18 protein-coding genes are annotated in these 19,138 nt (G+C 62.0%); 1 reads left to right on the top strand and 17 read right to left on the bottom strand.

The features are described 5' to 3' along the window. Window positions 1-191 precede the first annotated feature (191 nt). The 14 genes from BM151_RS13590 to BM151_RS13530 all read right to left on the bottom strand — a co-directional run bounded on the left by BM151_RS13590 (window position 192) and on the right by BM151_RS13530 (window position 14,612). Window positions 192-506 carry a DMT family transporter gene (locus BM151_RS13590; protein ID WP_090061275.1) on the bottom strand — a complete coding sequence of 105 codons (315 nt, stop codon included), beginning with the start codon at window positions 504-506 and terminating at the stop codon, window positions 192-194. A 14-nt stretch (window positions 507-520) separates the two neighbouring features. Further along, a complete protein-coding gene (locus BM151_RS13585; RefSeq protein WP_090061274.1) occupies window positions 521-1,561 on the bottom strand; it encodes a heme-dependent oxidative N-demethylase family protein in 1,041 nt (346 codons plus the stop codon). 12 nt (window positions 1,562-1,573) lie between these two features. After that, the gene (locus BM151_RS13580; RefSeq protein WP_090061273.1) at window positions 1,574-2,518 is read right to left on the bottom strand and encodes a PDR/VanB family oxidoreductase; all 945 of its coding nucleotides are present in this window, start codon (window positions 2,516-2,518) and stop codon (window positions 1,574-1,576) included. Beyond that, window positions 2,515-3,117: a dimethylamine monooxygenase subunit DmmA family protein gene (locus BM151_RS13575; RefSeq protein ID WP_090061272.1), complete on the bottom strand. Its 603-nt coding sequence runs from the start codon at window positions 3,115-3,117 to the stop codon at window positions 2,515-2,517. Before BM151_RS13575 ends, BM151_RS13580 begins: the two co-directional genes overlap by 4 nt. 89 nt (window positions 3,118-3,206) lie before the next feature. Continuing rightward, window positions 3,207-4,340: an aminomethyl transferase family protein gene (locus BM151_RS13570; protein WP_090061271.1), complete on the bottom strand. Its 1,134-nt coding sequence runs from the start codon at window positions 4,338-4,340 to the stop codon at window positions 3,207-3,209. A 120-nt stretch (window positions 4,341-4,460) separates the two neighbouring features. Beyond that, the gene (locus BM151_RS21660; protein WP_177213147.1) at window positions 4,461-4,634 is read right to left on the bottom strand and encodes a hypothetical protein; all 174 of its coding nucleotides are present in this window, start codon (window positions 4,632-4,634) and stop codon (window positions 4,461-4,463) included. A 27-nt stretch (window positions 4,635-4,661) separates the two neighbouring features. Then, window positions 4,662-6,041, bottom strand: coding sequence for an ammonium transporter (locus BM151_RS13565; RefSeq protein ID WP_090061270.1), 1,380 nt, complete (start codon window positions 6,039-6,041; stop codon window positions 4,662-4,664). A 516-nt stretch (window positions 6,042-6,557) separates the two neighbouring features. Further along, complete coding sequence (locus BM151_RS13560) at window positions 6,558-7,280, bottom strand: FadR/GntR family transcriptional regulator (protein ID WP_090061269.1); 723 nt, start codon at window positions 7,278-7,280, stop codon at window positions 6,558-6,560. Window positions 7,281-7,581: 301 nt separating this feature from the next. Beyond that, the gene (gene purU / locus BM151_RS13555) at window positions 7,582-8,466 is read right to left on the bottom strand and encodes a formyltetrahydrofolate deformylase (protein ID WP_090061268.1); all 885 of its coding nucleotides are present in this window, start codon (window positions 8,464-8,466) and stop codon (window positions 7,582-7,584) included. Window positions 8,467-8,592: 126 nt separating this feature from the next. After that, complete coding sequence (gene folD / locus BM151_RS13550; RefSeq protein WP_090061267.1) at window positions 8,593-9,510, bottom strand: bifunctional methylenetetrahydrofolate dehydrogenase/methenyltetrahydrofolate cyclohydrolase FolD; 918 nt, start codon at window positions 9,508-9,510, stop codon at window positions 8,593-8,595. 31 nt (window positions 9,511-9,541) lie between these two features. Continuing rightward, window positions 9,542-10,135, bottom strand: coding sequence for a sarcosine oxidase subunit gamma (locus BM151_RS13545; RefSeq protein ID WP_245781213.1), 594 nt, complete (start codon window positions 10,133-10,135; stop codon window positions 9,542-9,544). Continuing rightward, the gene (locus tag BM151_RS13540; protein ID WP_090061265.1) at window positions 10,128-13,073 is read right to left on the bottom strand and encodes a sarcosine oxidase subunit alpha family protein; all 2,946 of its coding nucleotides are present in this window, start codon (window positions 13,071-13,073) and stop codon (window positions 10,128-10,130) included. The genes BM151_RS13545 and BM151_RS13540 overlap by 8 nt, the downstream gene beginning before the upstream one ends. Beyond that, window positions 13,070-13,351, bottom strand: coding sequence for a sarcosine oxidase subunit delta (locus tag BM151_RS13535; protein WP_090061264.1), 282 nt, complete (start codon window positions 13,349-13,351; stop codon window positions 13,070-13,072). Before BM151_RS13535 ends, BM151_RS13540 begins: the two co-directional genes overlap by 4 nt. Window positions 13,352-13,361: 10 nt before the next feature. After that, on the bottom strand, window positions 13,362-14,612 hold the full coding sequence (locus tag BM151_RS13530) for a sarcosine oxidase subunit beta family protein (protein ID WP_090061263.1): 1,251 nt from the start codon (window positions 14,610-14,612) through the stop codon (window positions 13,362-13,364). Between the two features lie 108 nt (window positions 14,613-14,720). On the opposite strand from BM151_RS13530, the gene BM151_RS13525 reads away from it, so the two are divergent. Beyond that, window positions 14,721-15,698, top strand: a complete 978-nt coding sequence (locus BM151_RS13525; RefSeq protein WP_090061262.1) for a GlxA family transcriptional regulator — start codon at window positions 14,721-14,723, stop codon at window positions 15,696-15,698. A 25-nt stretch (window positions 15,699-15,723) separates the two neighbouring features. Here BM151_RS13525 and glnT read toward each other — a convergent pair whose 3' ends face one another. The 3 genes from glnT to BM151_RS13510 all read right to left on the bottom strand — a co-directional run bounded on the left by glnT (window position 15,724) and on the right by BM151_RS13510 (window position 19,137). Continuing rightward, a complete protein-coding gene (gene glnT / locus BM151_RS13520; RefSeq protein WP_090061261.1) occupies window positions 15,724-17,040 on the bottom strand; it encodes a type III glutamate--ammonia ligase in 1,317 nt (438 codons plus the stop codon). A gap of 62 nt (window positions 17,041-17,102) precedes the next feature. After that, window positions 17,103-18,428, bottom strand: coding sequence for an FMN-binding glutamate synthase family protein (locus BM151_RS13515; RefSeq protein WP_090061260.1), 1,326 nt, complete (start codon window positions 18,426-18,428; stop codon window positions 17,103-17,105). 10 nt (window positions 18,429-18,438) lie between these two features. Further along, complete coding sequence (locus tag BM151_RS13510; protein WP_245781212.1) at window positions 18,439-19,137, bottom strand: GltB/FmdC/FwdC-like GXGXG domain-containing protein; 699 nt, start codon at window positions 19,135-19,137, stop codon at window positions 18,439-18,441. Window position 19,138 lies beyond the last annotated feature (1 nt).

Here is a 19,138-nt window from a genome sequence, read left to right as displayed (position 1 = left end):
GCCCGTGGGGGAGCGCGTCAACAGATGTGGTCTTTGCTTTATCCCGACCAAATCCGTGAAAGTTCAATCTGCTAAGCGCGGGGGCCAAATGCGCTCGCCCGCCGGGACGGGCCAGCGCACGCCCGGGCCACTTCGTGGCTGTTCCGGGCGGGTGCGCAAAGTTCAAATGTCCCCAAAGGGCTCCATCCCCCTCACCCCGCCAACCGCATCACCCCGATGCCGGCGACAATGAGCGTCGCGGCGAGCACCCGCATCAGATTCAACGCTTCGCCATGCAGCACGATCCCGGCGATGAACGCCCCGACCGCGCCGATCCCGACCCAGACCATGTAAGAGGTCCCCAGCGGCAGGCTTTTCATCGCCACGGCCAGGAGGCCGAAGGAGGCGAGCATGGTGACGACCGTCACCACGCTCGGCCAGAATTGGGTGAAGCCCTGCGAGGATTTCATCGCCGTGGCCCAGACCACTTCCAACAGCCCCGCGATGGTGAGCAAGATCCAGGCCATGGCCGCTCCTCTGATCAGTCCGGGAAAATCCCCGGCGAGGTCTCCGCCCCATCGTCGAATTGCGACAGGTAGTCGACGATATATTTCTGGTTGACCGCAAAGCCCTTGTACTCCGCCAGATCGGGGTCGATGTCGCGCAGCACCCGGTGCAGGCGGCGCCCCCATTTCGGCTGGGACGCGATGTCTTCCAGATTGGCGAGATAACAGCGGATCGGAAAGGCCAGCGCGTTAGAGCGCGGCAGCCGCCAGAAGGTCTGCAGCTCCACCCGCAGAAACTGCTTCTTGCCGACATTTTCCGGCGTCACCGTGCGCTTTTCCGGGCCCCATTTGTGATAGTTCTCGGGCGAGGTGTCGAGCCGCGGGTTCACCGTCATGGTCCAGTTCAGCCGACGATAGCTCTGGTCCTGCCCCACCGCGAGCAAGAATTTCAGCGCCTTGTCGAACACGCCCATCTTGCGGGCCTTCGGCACCGGCGCGTGCCATTCGAAGAAATTCATCCCGACATCGAAATCCAAGGACCAGTCGGCCTGCGAGGTGATCATGCCGGCGTCGAGCCAGAGATTGCCCTCGCGCTCGTGCAGGAGCGCAAAGTCCCCCTGTGCCTGACGGGTGATATATTCCATCGGGCCGCAAGGCAGCGTGGTCGGATCGAGGAAGGTGAAGCGTTTCTCGATGCCCAGCGGCTTGTTGACCCAATGCCAGTCATTGCCATCGCGGGTGAGCTTGAACAGCTCGGGATAATCGCGCGCCTTCGACACCATGATCAGCTCCAAGAGATCCCAGCCCGCCAGCTCCATATGCGGCAGCGACTGACAGCGCATCGGGTCCCCGGCCAGGGTGATCTCGCGATCCTTCATCTCGGCCACGTAATGTTCGTCGACATCGAAGGCGAACTCAAATGGCGATCCTTTCGGACCGCCCGGATGTTGCTCGATGTTCACCGAGTACATGTAGCTGTCCTGATCGAAAGGAAACGGGAAGCGTTTCACCGCCGCCGGCGAATTGAAATAGCTGTAATCGCCGCGAAAGGTCTCATCGTTGAATTGCATCGTCATCTGGTCTTCTCCTCAGAGATCAAGCTCAAGGCGCGTGCCTTTGAAACGGGACATGCAGGGCATGATGTCTTGCTGCGCCGCGCGTTCACCCTCGGACAGCCAATGGTCATTGTGCAGGATGCGACCGTCGCAGGCGGTGACCTTGGTGTGACAGCGGCCACAGGCGCCACCGCGACAGGAAGAATCGATCTCGACCTTGGCCGCTTCCAAAGCTTCCAAGAGGCTCTGATCGGCCTTCACGGTCACGGTCTGACCGGTGGAGGCGATCACCACCTCGAAAGGCTCGCCCGGCGGCGGCGCGGTGAAGGCTTCGGAATGCACCGCCGTCTTCGGCCAGCCCAGACGCGCGGTCTGATCGGCCACGGCCGTGATCAACCCGTCGGGACCGCAGGTATAGACATGGGTGCCCATCGGCTGGCCGTCGAGAATGGCGCCAAGATCCATGCGCGCGCCCTCTTCCGAGATATGCACATGGATATGCGCCGCCTCCTGCAACAGTTTCAACCCCGCCGCCTCTTCGCGCGAGCGCGCCGCGTAATGCAGCTCGAACGGTTTCTGCTCCATCTCGAGCTGTTTCAATTGCGACAGGAACGGCGTGATGCCGATGCCGCCACCGATCAGCACATGTTTCTTTGCGCGCAGATCAAGCTGGAACAGGTTCGAGGGCAGGGACACGGTGATGTCGTCGCCCTCGGCCACTTTCGTGTGCATGTAGAGCGAGCCGCCGCGACCCCGGTCCTCGCGCCGCACGGCAATCTCATAGCCGGTGCCGTCATAGGGATCGGAGATCAGCGAATAGGAATTGCGACGGATCGCATCCTCTTCGGGCATGTCCACGGTGATATGCGCGCCCCCGGAAAACACCGGCAGAGAGGCGCCTTTCGGGTCCTCGAAACGGAAGCGTTTGACGAGCGGTGAAAGCTGTTCGACCTCGGTCACTTTCAGAGCGAGTTTCATGCGCGGATCTCCACGGTTTCGGGCACGACACCCGGGGTTTCCGCGTCGACACAGACGCCCTGGAACACGCCCAGCCGGCGCGAAAAGTGATCGCGGACGAACAGTGTCAGCCCGCAATGCGAACAGGTGAAGGGATCGGTGGTCACGTCCTCGGTGATGCCCTTGCAATGCACGCATTGCATGCGCCGCGCGATCGAGCCGCGATGTTCCATCTGGATCGCCTCGAGCGGCATGCCGGCGGTCGTCGCCAAGGCCGAGACATGGCCCATCAGCCCTTCGGAGCCGGCGAGGTAAAGCTGCGTGCCCATTTTGGCACTGTCGAGAAGCTGGCTCACCAGCGGCGTCGCGGCCTCAAAGTCCGGCGCCTCATGCAGCGCCTTCGGGCCGAGATCAGTTAGTCTTGCCGCCATGTCCGGCGCTTTCGCGACCAGGATGACATGGGCATGATCCATGACAGAGGCATCGGCCGTGGCAAGATCGATGAGCGCCGCAGCGCCGGCCGCATCGGCGACCATGATCGCGGGCGCGGCCCCTTGCGAGGAGAGCCCGGCATAGGTCGGCCGGCTATCGATGGAGGGGGAAAATTCAGTGTTGGGCATTGTGAGGTCCCGTCGGTCTTCCTGTTGGTCTCAGGAGGCGGGCACCGAATTGCCCCCGCCTCGTAAGTCTTTGTGCGTTCGTATTTTTATCAGCCCTTGGCGGTGCGACGCTTCTTGTCGACGTCGTAGAAGGGCATCGGATGCGCAATTGCCTTGATCTCGCCATCGGGGTTCTTGACCGTGAGCTCCACACCTTCGACGGCGCACTCGACCGGCATACGCGCGATGCCGACATTGTGCTCATTGAGGGGCGAATACATGCCGACGGTCACGACACCGACCTCTTTGCCGTCTTTCAGCAAAGGCGCACCTTCGGCGGCGGGTTCGGTGCCTTCGAGTTTCACACCGTAAATTTTGAAGCGCTCTTTGCCCTTCAGACGGTAATGCTCTTCGGCGCCGCGGAACCCGGTCTTGCCCGGCGAGACGGTAAAGTCGAGACCCAGCTCCCACAGCGTGTCGCCGGCGGCCTCGTCCTTGAACGGGTACATTTCCGAATTGTCATAGGGGAAGAACAGCAGATAGCTCTCGGCCCGCAGCCAATCGAGCGTGGTGAAGCGCGTCGGGATGATGCCCATCGCTTCGCCCTCGGCGACAATCGTGTCCCAGATCTCCACCGCGTCCTGACGACGGCAGAAGATCTCGTAGCCGCGCTCGCCGGTGTAACCGGTACGCGAGATCATCACCGGCTTGCCAAAGAGCGTGGTCTGGAGATGGCTGAAATAGACCACGTCGCGGATGCCCGGCACGTGCTTCTCGAGATAATCGACGGCCAGCGGCCCTTGCAGCGAGATGTCATGCAGCTCGTCGTCGAAGATCACCGCGACATTGCGCCCGGCGGCGTATTTGGTCAGTTGCTCATGGCCCGCGCCGGACCCGTGCACCACCATGAAATTCTGCGGCCCGAGCCGGTAGATCACGCAGTCATCGACGAACTTGCCGGCATCATTGAGCATGGTGGCATAGGTCGAACGACCGGGTTTCAGTTTTTCGATATTGCGGGTCGTGGCCTTGTCGATCACATATTGCGCGTGCGGGCCGACGACATAGACTTTCTTCAGGCCCGAGACATCCATGACGCCCGCTTTCGTGCGGATCGCCAGGTACTCTTCCGTCTGATCCTTGTCATAGCTCCAGGCGGTGCCCATGCCGCTCCAGTCTTCGAGAGCGGAGCCCAGGGCGCGGTGCCGGTCCGCCAGTGCGGAAAATCTCCATGAGGTGATCATTATTCTGTCCTTCGGGTCGTGTATTGAATTTGGGGATTTTCGGGGTGACCCGGCAACGGGAAGCGCCGCCGGGCCAGAGGAAGGGCGTGAAACCCTGTCTCTTTGAACCAGTTTCGGTTCTTATTTTTTCTCTGTCGCCTTGTAGGCGTGTTCCTCGTGGCGCCAGCCAAACACGATCGCGATCACGACCATGGCCAGCACGAGAAGGAGCCAGAGACCTTCGACGGAGCCGTAGCCAGCGTAGATGGCGCCGGTGATGCCGTCCCAGGAGGTTGCGTCAAACGGAGCTTCCATTGGATTATCCTTTCCTTGTCAGAGGGATCACTCGGCCGGGCTGACCGACGGGTGAAGCGCTTCGGGATAGGCTTCGGCAGGCACTTTGACCTTGTCGAGACCGAGCAGTTCGGCTTCTTCGGGCACCCGGAGCTGGCCGGTCACCTTCAGGATGAAGGAGATGACATAGCCCGGAACGAAGCCCAGAAGCCCCATGGTGACGGCGCCGACGAGCTGACCCATAAACGAGGTCTCGATCACGTCTTCCCCGAACATCGCCGGGTAGCCCTGGGCCGCGATACCGACCGCCAGGAGGCCCCACATGCCGAGAAAGCCGTGCACTGCAAAGGCGCCAACCGCATCGTCGATGCCGCGTTTCTCGATGAAGGAGGCGACGAAGGGCATCATGCAGGCGCCGATGAAACCGATGGCAAAGGCCATGGGCGGATACCACAGGTCGAGACCGGCAGCGGCCGAGATGATCCCGCCGAGAGCACCGGACATCATCCAGAACGGATCGCGAGTGACCATCCAGGCCCCGATGATGCCGCCGGCAAAGCCCATCAGCGTGTTGAAAGTCATGCCGGAAATGGTCATCGGCGTGCCGTAGATCGTCGCTTCGATCTCGGTGCCCCAGGACCAGGCTTCGCCCGGAACGATGACACACCCCATCAGGAAGCCCCAGAACCCGGCGATGATCAGCATGAGACCAATCAGCGTCATCGGCATGGAGTGACCCGGGATGTTGTTGGCGGAGCCATCGGCGTTGAATTTGCCGATGCGCGGCCCGAGGTTGATCAGAACACCCAGCGAGAAGAAGCCCGCGATCATGTGCACGACGCCAGCCGCACCGAAATCATGATAGCCGAACTTGGTCACCAGCCAGCCATCCGCATGCCAGCCCCAGGCGGCCGCGAGGATCCAGACGAAAGCGCCCAGTGCGATGGCCAGAACGACAAAGCCGGTCAGCTTGATGCGTTCGATCACCCCGCCAGAGAGGATCGAGGCGGTGGTGGCGGCAAACAGCACGAAAGCCCCCCAGAACACGCCGGAGGCGCGGTCATCGAGGTTCGGGCCCATGTACTGGCTCCACGGCAGGGCCACGTCATTGGCATAGGCCAGACCGGAAATGCCCATGGCACCTTCGGAAAGCGTGAGGCCCGTCGGGAAGGCCCAGTAGATCCACCAGCCGACAAAATAAAAGAACGGAACGATCATCGCGAAGGCGAGAATGTTCTTGATACCGGAGGCCAGCGCGTTCTTCGACCGCGATGCGCCCATTTCATATGCGAGGAACCCGGCATGGATCAGCACCATGAGCGGGATCGTCAGAAAGTAGAAAGTCTCGGAAAACGTACCGTTTGTCGCGGCATGATTTCCCTGTAGCTCCGCAACCGCGGCAGCCAAGGATGCAAGATCCTGTTCCAAGTCGTTCTCCCTGTCCTGAAGTTGACTTTTCGATTCAAAGCCAGCGGTCCATTTTTGGTTCGGACCAATTGTGCGAACTGGCTCACTCAGTCCCTTTATCAAGGCGAACAAATCACCATGGGTCAAACTTTTTTCCTGACAGGAATTAATCCGGCGGCGACGCGCGCCGTTTTTTAGGTCAAAGACCCGCGGGATTTTCCAGGAAAGCTGAATTTATGGGCGCAGGGAGAATCTTTTCAGAGAAAATTGGTCTGTTTCGCCCCAAGGACCTCTCCGCCGCCGCGCGCAGGCAAGCCGGATTTTCATGGAGATTCGGCAGGATTTATGGACCGTTCGGTCAGAAAATCGCGCCGAAAATCTCACCGACAGACCAGAACAGAACCAATTTGGATTGGTTGGGCCAATCACGACATTCGGCCCTTGTCATGAGCCACCAGACACAGGCGGTCACGGCCATCATTCCGCTCCGGCGCGGCCTCCGCCGAAAACAGCGCGTCAGACCTCGGTCCCGCTGCGTCAGTCTTCCTGAAGCAACAGGCGCTGATCCTCGATCAGGGCGAGCTTCATGAATTCCGAGGCCTCTTCGATGTCCCGCGCCGCGATCGCATTGAACAGACCGTTATAACCGCGCTGATAGATCTCGATCCGGGCCGGGGTCATGTGCCGCCGATACATGGCGCTGCGAAAGGCCTGGCGCCGGGCGTCGAGCACCAGATTGTAACAAGCCACCAAAAGCGGATTGCCGGTGCCCTCGGCAATCAAACGGTGGAATTCTTCCTCGAGCCGCATAAAGGCGCTGGCATCGGCCTGCACCCCCTCCATTCTGGAGAGCACGGTGGAAAGCGCTTCGATCTGCCGCGGCGACATGTTGACGATCGCAAGACGCACCATTTCGGGTTCCAGAATGCCGCGCATCACCTGCAATTGCAGCGGCCCGGTCTCGGAGGCCACGGGCGAAAGCGCCGCGCCATTGCCATCGGGATTATAGGTGACAAAGGACCCGGCACCGGCGCGCCGACGGATCATGCCGCGGGTCTCGAGCTGATCCAGAGCCTCGCGCACCGTGTTGCGCGCCACACCCAGTTCCTGCGCCAGCTGCCGCTCCGAGGGCAGGCGCTCTTCGGTGGCATATTCCTGGGTCACGATCCGCGTCGACAGCGTTTCGATCACATATTTCACGGTCGCCCCCGGCAGGGAGCTCTGGCCGGGTTGAGTTGAGGAAAGTGGGGAATTGGGCACGAAGTCAGTCCTTGGGATTCGCCCCTATTAGACCAATTCCGAAGGATTGGTCCAGAGCCCGCGCTTTGGAACCGAAACCGGAAACGAAAAGAGGCGCGGGAAAACCGCGCCTCTGATCGGGTTTGCGATGTCGGGTTGGATCTTTGCCCGGGTCTCGCACGCTATGCGGGCGCGGCCCCTGCCCGGCCCTCGCAAGGGGGCTCGGGTCTTCCCTACCCGGCCCTCGCAGGCGTGCTCGGGCGTTCGGCGCTTCCATCGCTCCACTGGAGCGATGGATCGGCCCATATGGGCCGACCGCTCCTCACCCCATCCGTTCCGACGAATAGCTCCCCGGCGAGGCCTGGAACACCACGGTCTTGTTGCCGTTGAGGAACACACGGTGGTTGGCATGAGCATGGATCGCGCGGGCCAGAACCTGGCTTTCCACGTCACGGCCGAGGCTGACGTAATCATCCGGGCTCTGCGCATGGGTGATCCGCACCGTGTCCTGTTCGATGATCGGGCCCTCGTCGAGATCCGCAGTCACGTAGTGAGAGGTCGCCCCGATCAGCTTCACGCCACGCGCATAGGCCTGTTTGTACGGGTTCGCGCCCTTGAACGACGGCAGGAAAGAGTGGTGAATGTTGATGATCCGGCCGGACATCTTGGTGCACATCTCGTCGGAAAGGATCTGCATGTAACGCGCCAGAACGATCAGCTCGGCCTCGGAATCCTCGACCACTTTCATGATCGCGGCTTCGGCCTCCGGCTTGTTCTCCTTGGTCACCTTGATGCAGTGGAACGGGATGTCGCTGTTCACCACGACCTTCTGATAATCCATGTGGTTGGAGATCACCGCGACGATTTCGACCGGCAGGGCGCCGATGCGCACACGGTACAGCAGATCGTTCAGACAGTGGCCGAAACGGCTGACCATGATCACCACTTTCATCTTCACGCTCTCGTCGTGGAAGGCAAACGTCATGCCGAACTCTTCGGCGATCGGGGCGAATTCCTTTTCCAGCGCGTCCTGCGCCTTGCCCTCTTCCGAGGTGAAGCTCACGCGCATGAAGAACTGACCGGTTTCAGTGTCGTCGAATTGCGAGCTGTCGGTGATGTTACAGCCATGATCGGCGAGATAGGTGGCGATGGCGGCGACGATCCCGCGCGTCGTTGCGCAGGCCACGGTGAGACAATATTTCGTCATGTTTACTCTCCAGACGAGAAGCGCTCCCCTGATCGCGCTCCCCGGGTGTTGGTTTGTCTATTGGTTGTTGATTTGGATTTTTATCGTTGGGTCGGGCCTGAGATCCTATAAGGGCCCTATGCGTATTTAGGCTGTGAGCCCTTCGGGCTCGGGAAGATCATTGGCGCGACAGGCCGCCGTCACCGTATTGGCGAGAAGACAGGCGATGGTCATCGGACCGACGCCGCCCGGCACCGGGGTGATCGCACCTGCGACCGCGGCGGCGCTGTCAAACTCGACATCGCCCACCAGTTTCATTTTCACCGAACCGTCGTCCCTGAGACCCTTTTCCGGCGCCTCGACACGGTTGATGCCCACGTCGATCACGGTCGCTCCTGGTTTGACCCAGTCGCCCTTGATCATTTCCGGGCGTCCGACCGCGGCAACGAGAATATCGGCGGTGCGGCACAGCGCTTCGATCTCTTTCGTGCGACTGTGCGCGATGGTCACGGTGCAGCTGTCGCGCAGCAAAAGCTGGGCCATCGGCTTACCCACAATATTGGAGCGCCCGACCACCACGGCATTGAGACCGGAGAGGCTGCCCAGATGATCGCGCAGCATCATCAGGCACCCGAGCGGCGTACACGGCACCATCGATTTCTGACCGGTCCCCAAAAGCCCGACGTTGGAAATATGGAACCCGTCCACATCCTTGGCCGGATCGATGGAATTGATCACCAGATCGCTGTCGAGATGATCCGGCAGCGGCAGCTGCACGAGGATGCCATGCACCTCCGGATCGGCATTCAAACGCTCGATCAGCGCCAGAAGATCCTCTTCCGAGGTCTCCGCCGACAGCTTGTGCTCATAGGAATTCATCCCGCATTCGACGGTCTGTTTGCCCTTGTTGCGCACGTAGACCTGGCTGGCCGGGTCTTCGCCCACCAGCACCACGGCCAGGCCGGGGGTGATCCCGTGCACCTCTTTCAAACGTGCCACATGGGCGGCGACCTTTTCCCGGACGGTGGCGGCGAATGCCTTGCCGTCGATGATCTGTGCAGTCATGTTTCAGTCTCCCAGTCAGTCTTCGAGGCGCTCAGGCCTCAAGGCGGCGGGCGGCCACGCTCAACGCATGCCACAGCGATCCCGCCAATGTGCGCATTCCGATCACCGCCAACCGGTCTTCGGCCCGGCGGATCAGGAAAACAGTCATATGTTCAAGCCCGGTACGCGTCACCTGCCCCGGCCCGAAAGCTTTCGGATCGAGATTGACCAGCTTGGCCATCAGCGCCTCGAGCGGTCCCGCGCCGTTTGCCGAAGCAATCTCGAAAGCGACGAACCCGTCGGTCTGCTCGGTCACCGAACAGTCTGGTGCCTCGGATTTCAGCATCGCGGCGAAATCCACCTCACCCTTGCCCTGAGCCTCGATCATCCATTGATCGCGCCCGGTCCAGAAAGCGCCGTACGCCCCCATGGCGGTGGCCTTGCCGACGCCGGGCAGCGGCAGACCAAAGACCTGCGGCGCCTCCTGGCCCTTTTCGGCACTCTTGCGCAGGCTCAGCGAGGCCAGGCCAAGCCCGGCATTCTCCGAAAGGCTCAGCGCGCCGAAACTTTCGGACCGTGCCACGGTGCCGCCAAGGGCGGTGATAGGTGTGAGATCAGTCACAGCATTAGTCGCATAATCAATCACGGAGACGTCCTCCTTCGGGATCGACGAAATGGGCGGAGACCACTTCGGCCATGAGCGTTTTACCTTCGAGCGGGTTGGCGGCGGTGATCTGTTCGCCGATCCGCGTATCGCCCTCCTCGAGGTAACCCAAGGCGATATAGCTCTTGAGATGCGGCGAGTAGCAGGACGAGGTGACCCAGCCCTGATCCGTGCCGGTCTCCTGCGCCGTGCCGCGGGTGAAAAGATGCGATCCGGCCATGATCTGTTGCTGCCCGTCGATCGGTTTCAACCCGACCAGACGGCGCTTGTCCTCGGCGAGACCGCCGCGGCGCGACATCACCGCACCGACACTGTCCTTCTTCATTGAGACCATCTTGCCCAGACCCAGCATCTGCGCCGTAGTCTGACCGTTGAGCTCGGCCCCCGCCGCATGGCCTTTCTCGATCCGCAGCACGCCCAGCGCCTCGGTCCCGTAAGGCGTCACGCCGAGATCCGCACCCTCTTGCATCAGCCGCTCCATCAGCGCCTGACCGTAACGGGCGGGCACAGCCACCTCATAGGCCAATTCACCCGAAAACGAGATCCGGAACAGCCGGGCGCGGAGCCCGCCACAGATCGTCAGCGCGGCACAGCCCATGAAGGGGAAGCCTTCGTTCGAGATGTCGAACTCATCGACGATCCGCGACAGAAGCTCGCGCGATTTCGGCCCCGCCACGGCGATCTGCGCCCAGGCGTCGGTGGTCGAAATCAGCTGCACATCGAGCTCCGGCCAGACGCATTGATGGAAGAATTCCATCTGGCGATAGACCAGCCCGGCATTGGCGGTGGTCGTCGTGACCACATAGTGATCCTCGAAAAGCCGCGCACAGGTGCCGTCGTCATAGAGATGCCCGTCCTCGCGCAGCATCAGACCGTAGCGGACCTTACCAACCGCAAGCGTGCCCATCATATTGGCATAGACCCGGTTGAGGAATTCACCGGCATCGGCGCCCTGCACATCGACCTTGCCAAGCGTGGTCACGTCACAGATCCCGACGCCCGCACGCACGGCAAGAACCTCACGGTCCACCGCCTGCCGCCAATGGGTCTCACCCTGGCGCGGGAAATATTGCGCCCGCATCCACTGGCCGACCTCGACGAATTCGGCACCGAGTTTCTCGGCCCAGTGATGGGTCGGTGTCAGACGGCTCGGGCGGAAATTGTTGCCCGTATCACCGCCGCCCAGAACGGAAAGCGACACACCGGTGTAGGGCGGCCGGAAAATCGTGGTGCCCGTTTCGGGAATGCTCTTGCCGGTCAGCTCGGCCATCACGGCCAATGCCGAAATGTTCGAGGTCTTGCCCTGATCCGTGGCCATGCCGAGCGTGGTCCAGCGTTTCAGATGTTCGACCGGCTTCATGTTCTCCTTATGCGCCAGAGCGATATCCTTGACCGTGACGTCATTCTGGAAATCCACCCAGGCTCGTTTGTCACCCGGCACATGCCAGAAGGCGGCCTGGTCCGAGGCGGCATTCTCGGCTTTCGGCAGCGCGATCTCGGAGGCGGTGACATCGATCTCGGAGAGCGCTTCGATCGCCGCGCGCATGCCGTCGGCCAGCGCCTCCGCCGTGCCGCCCTTGCCCGCCGCAGCGCCCGCCGGGATCAGCCCTTTCGGACCATCGGCGGAGGGCACGAAGGCCAGAAGCCTGTCATCCCAGACCGGGCGCCCGCGATGATGCGAGGCCAGATGCACATTGGGGTTCCAGCCGCCGGCCACGCCCAGCGCGCCGACATTGTGCCATTCCGAGGTGCCATTGCGGGTGATCTCGATCGAGGTGAGGCCCAGACGCCCCTTGGTGCCTGTCACGGTGGCACCGGCAAAGAGCTTGTAATCGCCCAAGGCTTCCGCCCCGGCCCGGGCATCGATCACGCCCAGCACATTCGCGCCCTTGGCGATCAGGTCCATCGCCGTGCGGTGGCCATCGTCGCCATTGGTGAAGATCGCGATCGCATCGCCGTCGCGTTTCACCGGGCTGGCGGCCCAGCGATTGGCATAGGCGCGCATGGCCCCGGCCATCATCACGCCCGGACGATCATTATCGGCAAAGGGGATATGCCGCTCGGTCGCGCCCGCCGCCAGAACCGCGCGTTTCGCGGTAATCCGCCAGAGCGTCTGACGCACCTTCGCGCCCGGCTCTTTCAAATGATCGGCAACGCGTTCGACCGCACCGAAAATGCCATGATCATAGACCCCGAACACCGTGGTGCGGGTCATGATGCGGACATTGGGCAGGCTCTCCAACTCGGCTTTCACGGAGGCGATCCACGCCGCGGCCTCGGCCTCGTCGAGCGTATCGCTCTCCATCGTCAGCCGCCCGCCAAGGGAGAAATCCTCATCGGCGAGGATGACCTCGGCCCCTGCCCGACCGGCGGTCAGCGCCGCCGCGAGACCGGCCGCACCGGCGCCCACGATCAACAGATCGCAATGCAGGAAACCTTTGTCATACTGATCCGGGTCCGGCAGCATCGACAGGCTGCCAAGCCCCGCCGCCTTGCGGATCGCGGGCTCGTAGAGCTTTTCCCAGAACGCCTTCGGCCACATGAAGGTCTTGTAATAGAAGCCCGCCGCGAAAAACGGCGACATCAGGTCATTGACCGCCAGAAGGTCGCGATTGAGCGGCCCCATGTGGTTTTGCGAGCGCGCGGAAAGCCCGTCATAGAGCTCGGCCATGGTGGCCCGCGTGTTCGGCTCCTGACGAGCGCCGGTGCGCAGCTCGACCATGGCGTTGGGCTCTTCGGAACCTGCCGCCACAACGCCGCGTGGACGGTGGTATTTGAAGCTGCGGCCCATCAGCTGGACGCCATTGGCCAGCAGCGCCGAGGCGAGCGTATCGCCTTCGAAACCTCTGTAGGACTTGCCGTTGAAGGTGAAATTCAGTGGCTTGGAGCGGTCGATCAGACCACCAGAAAGACGGGTCATTGCGCAGCTCCCAGTTTCACATCGGATGCCAGCTCGGCGCCGAGAATTTCATGCGTGGTGGTGTCGCGGGTGACGACGAGCCAGGAGCGGTCGCCCTGTTCGTGGAACCACAACTCGCGATGCACACCCGCCGGGTTGTCGCGCAGAAAGACGTACTCGCAGAACGCCGCTTCGGCATTCTCCGCCGCCGGATCGGGGCGGTGCATCAGATTGGCATCGCCGAGATAGGTGAATTCCTGACTGTCGCGCAGTCCGAGAAGGGGATGAGGGATCAACATTTTCTCTACCTCAGTGCAGGTTCGGTTGGGCGCCAACGCCCTTTTCATCGATGACATGACCACGGTTGAACCGGTCGAACCGGTAACCGGTTGCGGTCTCATGCGGGCGGTCGGTGGCGAGCAAATGCGCAAAGGCATAGCCGGAGGCCGGCGTCGCCTTGAACCCGCCGTAGCACCAGCCACCGTTGAAATAGAGCCCGTCGATATCGGTCTTGTCGATGATCGGCGAGCCATCCATCGACATGTCCATGATGCCGCCCCAGCTGCGCAACAGCCGCGCCCGGCCGATCATCGGCATCAGTGCCATACCGCCTTCGAGCACATCCTCGACCACCGGCAGGTTGCCGCGTTGGGCATAGGAATTATAGCCGTCGAGATCGCCACCGAACACCAGCCCGCCCTTGTCGGATTGGCTGACATAGAAATGCCCGGCGCCAAAGGTGATGACACCCGGGATGGTCGGCTTGAGCCCCTCGGAAACGAAGGCCTGCAGCACATGGCTTTCCATCGGCAGGCGCATCCCCGCCTTTTGCATGACGCGGGAAGAGGACCCCGCCACCGAGACCCCGACCTTTTTCGCACCGATGAAGCCGCGCGAGGTCTCAACGCCCAGCACCTTGCCATTCTCGATCTTGAAGCCGGTGACTTCGCAATTCTGGATGATGTCGACACCGCGCTGATCGGCGCCGCGGGCATAGCCCCAGACCACGCCATCGTGGCGCGCCGTGCCGGCGCGCGGCTGCATCAACCCGCCCTTGATCGGGAAGCGCGCGTTGTCATAGTTGAGAAACGGCACCATCTCCTTTAGCTCGTCACGGCCCAGAAGCCGCGCATCGGCGCCCGCCAGGAGCATCGCATTGCCGCGCCGGCGATAGGCGTCGCGCTGACCGTCGGTGTGAATGAGGTTGATGATGCCGCGCTGGCTGACCATCGAGTTGAAATTGGTTTCCTGCTCGAGATTTTCCCAGAGCTTCATCGAGAATTCGTAGAACGGCTCGTTGCCCGGAAGCAGGTAATTGGAGCGAATGATCGTGGTGTTGCGACCGATATTGCCGGAGCCGAGCCAGCCCTTTTCCAGCACCGCCACCTTGAGCTCGCCAAATGTCTTGGCGAGGTAAAAGGCGGTGGCCAGACCGTGCCCGCCGCCGCCGACAATCACGATGTCATAGGCGGGTTTCGGCTCCGGGTTGCGCCACAGCGGCTGCCAGCCCTTATGCCCGGTGAGGGCCTCTTTCACGACTTTGAAACCAGAGAATTTCATGCATTGCGCTCCTTCGTCTCAAAATGTTGTAACGGCGATTTTCACCCTGTTCTTTCATATTCAGGACGTATATTTTTCAATACAGGACGCAAATGAGGAAAATACCCGATGCGGAGAATCGCCTTTCTGCTGATCGACGATTTCGCGCTGCTCTCGACGGCCGCCGCGCTCGAGCCCTTGCGCGCCGCCAATGTCTTTGCCCCCGAGATGCCCTATGACGTGACCCTGCTGTCGCACAGCGGCACGACATCCACCGCCTCTCTCGGCGCCCGGTTCGACGGGCGGTTTTACCGCGATGCCCTGCCGCTTTACGACATGATCTTCGTGGTTGCGGGCGGCAATCCGGCACGCATCACCGACCCGGCGCTGTTCTCCTGGCTCAGACAGGCGGACCGCAATGGCTGCGCCCTCGGCGGCATCTCCGGCGGCGCGGTCATTCTCGCCCGAGCCGGGCTGTTGCAGGACCGGCGTTTCACCGTGCACTGGCACCATTACGATGATTTCGAACGCCTGCCCGGCCCCTGGCTGCTGGAGCGCAAACTCTTCGTCATCGACCGCGACCGCTACACCTGCGCCGGCGGTTCCGCGCCCCTCGACATGATGCATGCGATCATCGCCCGCGATCACGGCACACGGTTTGCCGGGCGGATCTCGGACTGGTTCATCCAGACCGAGGTGCGTGGCGCCGAAGCGCCGCAGCGGACGTCGCTGCATTCCCGCTATGGCGCCCTGCCGCGCGCGGTCGAGGCCGCGCTGGAGCTGATGGAAAGCCATATCGCCGATCCCTTGGATCAGGACCAAATCGCCACGCTTTCGGGCCTCTCGACCCGGCAATTACAACGCCAGTTCCGCGAGGGGCTGGGCCATTCGGTGATGGAGGAATACCGCCGCATCCGCCTCGAGACCGGCAAGGACCTGATCAGTTCGACCCGGCTCTCACTCGCGGAAATCGCCCAGATGACCGGGTTTTCCTCACAGGCGCATTTCTCCGACGCGTTCCGCAAGACCCACGGCATCGCGCCCTCCGAGCTGCGCAAAAAACGGGCCCGGCGCGAACCGGACCCGTCTGGGACAGCGAAAGCCTGACGGCTTCCACAGGGAAATCCAAACCTCAGATGTCGAGCGTGTTGTCTTTTTCCCAACGCGAGAAATGCGACACAAACGCGTTCCACTCCTGATGCTTCATCTTGATGTAGGAGGCGGAGAAATCATTGCCCAGCATCGCCTTCAACTCCGGATCGGCGTCATAGGCGCGGATCGCATCGAGCATATTGAGCGGCAGTTTCGGCGCGCCTTCGATCTTGTGGCCTTCGGCATACATGTCGATGTCATAGCGCGGCCCCGGATCGGCCTTGGAGGAAATCCCCGAAAGCCCGGCCGCGATGATCACGGCCTGCAACAGATAGGGGTTCACCGCCCCGTCCGGCAGGCGCAGCTCGAACCGGCCCGGGCCGGGCACGCGCACCATGTGGGTGCGGTTGTTGCCGGTCCAGGTCACGGTGTTCGGCGCCCAGGTCGCGCCCGACATGGTGCGCGGCGCGTTGATGCGTTTGTAGCTGTTCACCGTCGGGTTGGTGATCGCGGCCAGGGCTTCGGCATGTTTCATGATGCCGCCGAGGAAATAGCCGCCCTGTTCCGACAGGCCCACTTCGCCGATCTGGCCCGCCGCCTTGCCGGCGAAGGCGTTGGTCTTGCCCTCGAGATCCCAGACCGAAATATGCGCGTGACAGCCGTTGCCGGTCAGCCCCTCGATCGGTTTCGGCATGAAGGTGGCGCGGAAACCGTGCTGTTCGGCGACCGATTTCACCATGAACTTGAAGAAGCTGTGGCGATCCGCGGTGATCAGGGCGTCGTCGAAATCCCAGTTCATCTCGAACTGGCCGTTGGCGTCCTCGTGGTCGTTCTGATACGGGCCCCAGCCAAGCTCCAGCATGTAATCGCAGATTTGCGCGATCACGTCATAGCGGCGCATCACCGCCTGCTGGTCGTAGCAGGGCTTTTCCGCCGTATCGAACGGGTCGGAGATCTGATCGCCCTCGGGGGTCAAAAGGAAGAATTCCGCCTCGATCCCGGTCTTGACGCGGAGCCCGGCCTCGGCGGCTTCCTTCACCAGTTTCTTCAAGACGTTGCGCGGCGCCTGTTCGACCGGCTCGCCTTCCATCACGCAATCGGCGGGCACCCAGGCCACCTCGGGTTTCCACGGCAGCTGGATCGCCGCGTCCGCATCCGGCACCGCGAGCATGTCGGGGTGCGCTGGCGTCAGGTCGAGCCATGTGGCAAAACCGGCAAAGCCCGCCCCGTCCTCTTCCATATCCGCGATCGCCTGCGCCGGCACCAGTTTGGCGCGCTGACCGCCGAACAGGTCGGTGTAGGAGATCATGAAATATTTGACGCCTGTTTCCGCGGCGAATTTAGCAAGTTTGCTCATTTTCCTATTCCCTGTTGGTGAATGAGGGGCCAGAGGCCCCTCAAATATGTGCGTTTTTGAGATCAGAAGCCCGGCTTGCCCGGGTACCAGTTGGTCCCCGCAAGCGGAACTTGTGCCATGGCAGCGGCCTCCATGGTCAGCGCACAGAGATCTTCCGGCTCAAGGTTGTGGACATGGTTGTGACCACAGGCGCGTGCGAGCGTCTGGCATTCCAGCGTCAGCACATTGAGGTAGTTGCGCAGCTTGCGGCCCGCCACTTCCGGATCGAGGCGCTTCATCAGCTCCACATCCTGGGTGGTGATGCCCGCCGGGTCGCGGCCCTCATGCCAGTCGTCATAGGCGCCCGTGGTGGTGCCGAGTTTGTTGTACTCGGATTCCCATTTCGGGTCATTGTCGCCCAGAGCAACCAGAGCGGCGGTGCCGATGGCCACTGCGTCGGCGCCAAGCGCCAGAGCTTTCGCCACATCGGCGCCGGTGCGGATACCGCCGGAGACGATGAGCTGCACTTCGCGGTGCAGGCCCAGATCCTGAAGCGCCTGAACGGCGGGGCGGATACAGGCCAGCGTCGGCTGACCGACATGTTCGATGAACACGTCCTGGGTTGCCGCCGTGCCGCCCTGCATCCCGTCGAGGACGATCACATCGGCGCCCGCCTTACAGGCCAGAGCGACGTCATAGTAAGGCCGCGCGCCGCCAACCTTGATGTAGATCGGCTTTTCCCAATTGGTGATTTCGCGGATCTCGAGGATCTTGATCTCGAGATCATCCGGGCCGGTCCAGTCCGGGTGACGACAGGCGGAGCGTTGGTCGATGCCCACCGGCAGGTCGCGCATGCCGGCGACGCGTTCGGTGATCTTCTGACCCAGCAGCATGCCGCCACCGCCCGGTTTCGCGCCCTGACCCACCACGATCTCGATGGCATCGGCACGGCGCAGGTCGTCCGGGTTCATACCGTAGCGCGACGGCAGGTATTGGTAGACCAGTTTTTCGGAATGGCCGCGCTCTTCCTCGGTCATACCGCCGTCACCGGTGGTGGTCGAGGTCCCCGCCATGGAGGCGCCGCGACCCAGAGCCTCTTTGGCGTGGCCCGAAAGCGCGCCAAAGGACATGCCGGCGATGGTCACCGGGATTTTCAGCTCGATCGGCTTTTTCGCGAACCGCGTGCCGAGGGTGACCGAGGTGTCGCATTTCTCGCGATAACCTTCGAGCGGGTAGCGCGACATCGAGGCGCCGAGGAACAGCAGGTCGTCGAAATGCGGCACGCGGCGTTTCGCGCCCCCGCCCCGGATGTCGTAGATGCCGGTGTCGGCAGCACGACGGATTTCCGAGTTGATCGAGTTGGAGAAGGTCCAGCTCTGGCGCGGCTCAGTCATAGGTGTCTTGTCCATATCGCGCTCCTCAGTATTCGTCGGCGTGATCGATGTTGAAATTATAGAGCTTGCGGGCCGAGCCGTAGCGCTTGAACTCTTCCGGCTTGGCGTCGGCGCCGGCTTTCTCGAGCAGCTCCTTGAGGATCTCGAGATGCTCCGGACGCATCTCTTTCTCGATGCAGTCGGCGCCCAGCGATTTCACATTGCCGCGCACGAACAGACGCGCTTCATAGAGCGAGTCGCCCAGCGCATCGCCGGCATCGCCCAAGACAACGAGATTGCCCTTTTGCGCCATGAAGGCGGACATGTGGCCGATGTTGCCATGGACGACGATATCGATGCCTTTCATCGAAATGCCGCAGCGCGAGGAGGCATTGCCCTTGATGTTCAAAAGTCCGCCATGACCGGTCGCGCCGGCATATTGGCTGGCGTCGCCTTCGATGGTGACGACACCGGACATCATGTTTTCGGCAACACCCGGACCGGCAGAGCCTTCGACCGTCACCGTGGCTTCCTTGTTCATGCCGGCGCAATAGTAGCCGGTGGACCCTTTCACCACGACATTGAGCGGGCCATCGAGACCACAGGCCATGGCGTGGCTGCCGCGGGCATTGGTGATGACATATTGCTCGTTTGCCTTGGATTTGGCGGCGGCTTGCAGCGTCGAGTTCACCTCGCGCAGCTCGGTGGTCGCCATATCAAGCGTGGTGGCCATATCTTTCGCCATA

Origin of the sequence: Celeribacter neptunius, assembly GCF_900113955.1 — a bacterium.
GTDB classification, from domain to species: domain Bacteria; phylum Pseudomonadota; class Alphaproteobacteria; order Rhodobacterales; family Rhodobacteraceae; genus Celeribacter; species Celeribacter neptunius.
This window is presented reverse-complemented; position numbering and strand designations above follow the sequence as displayed.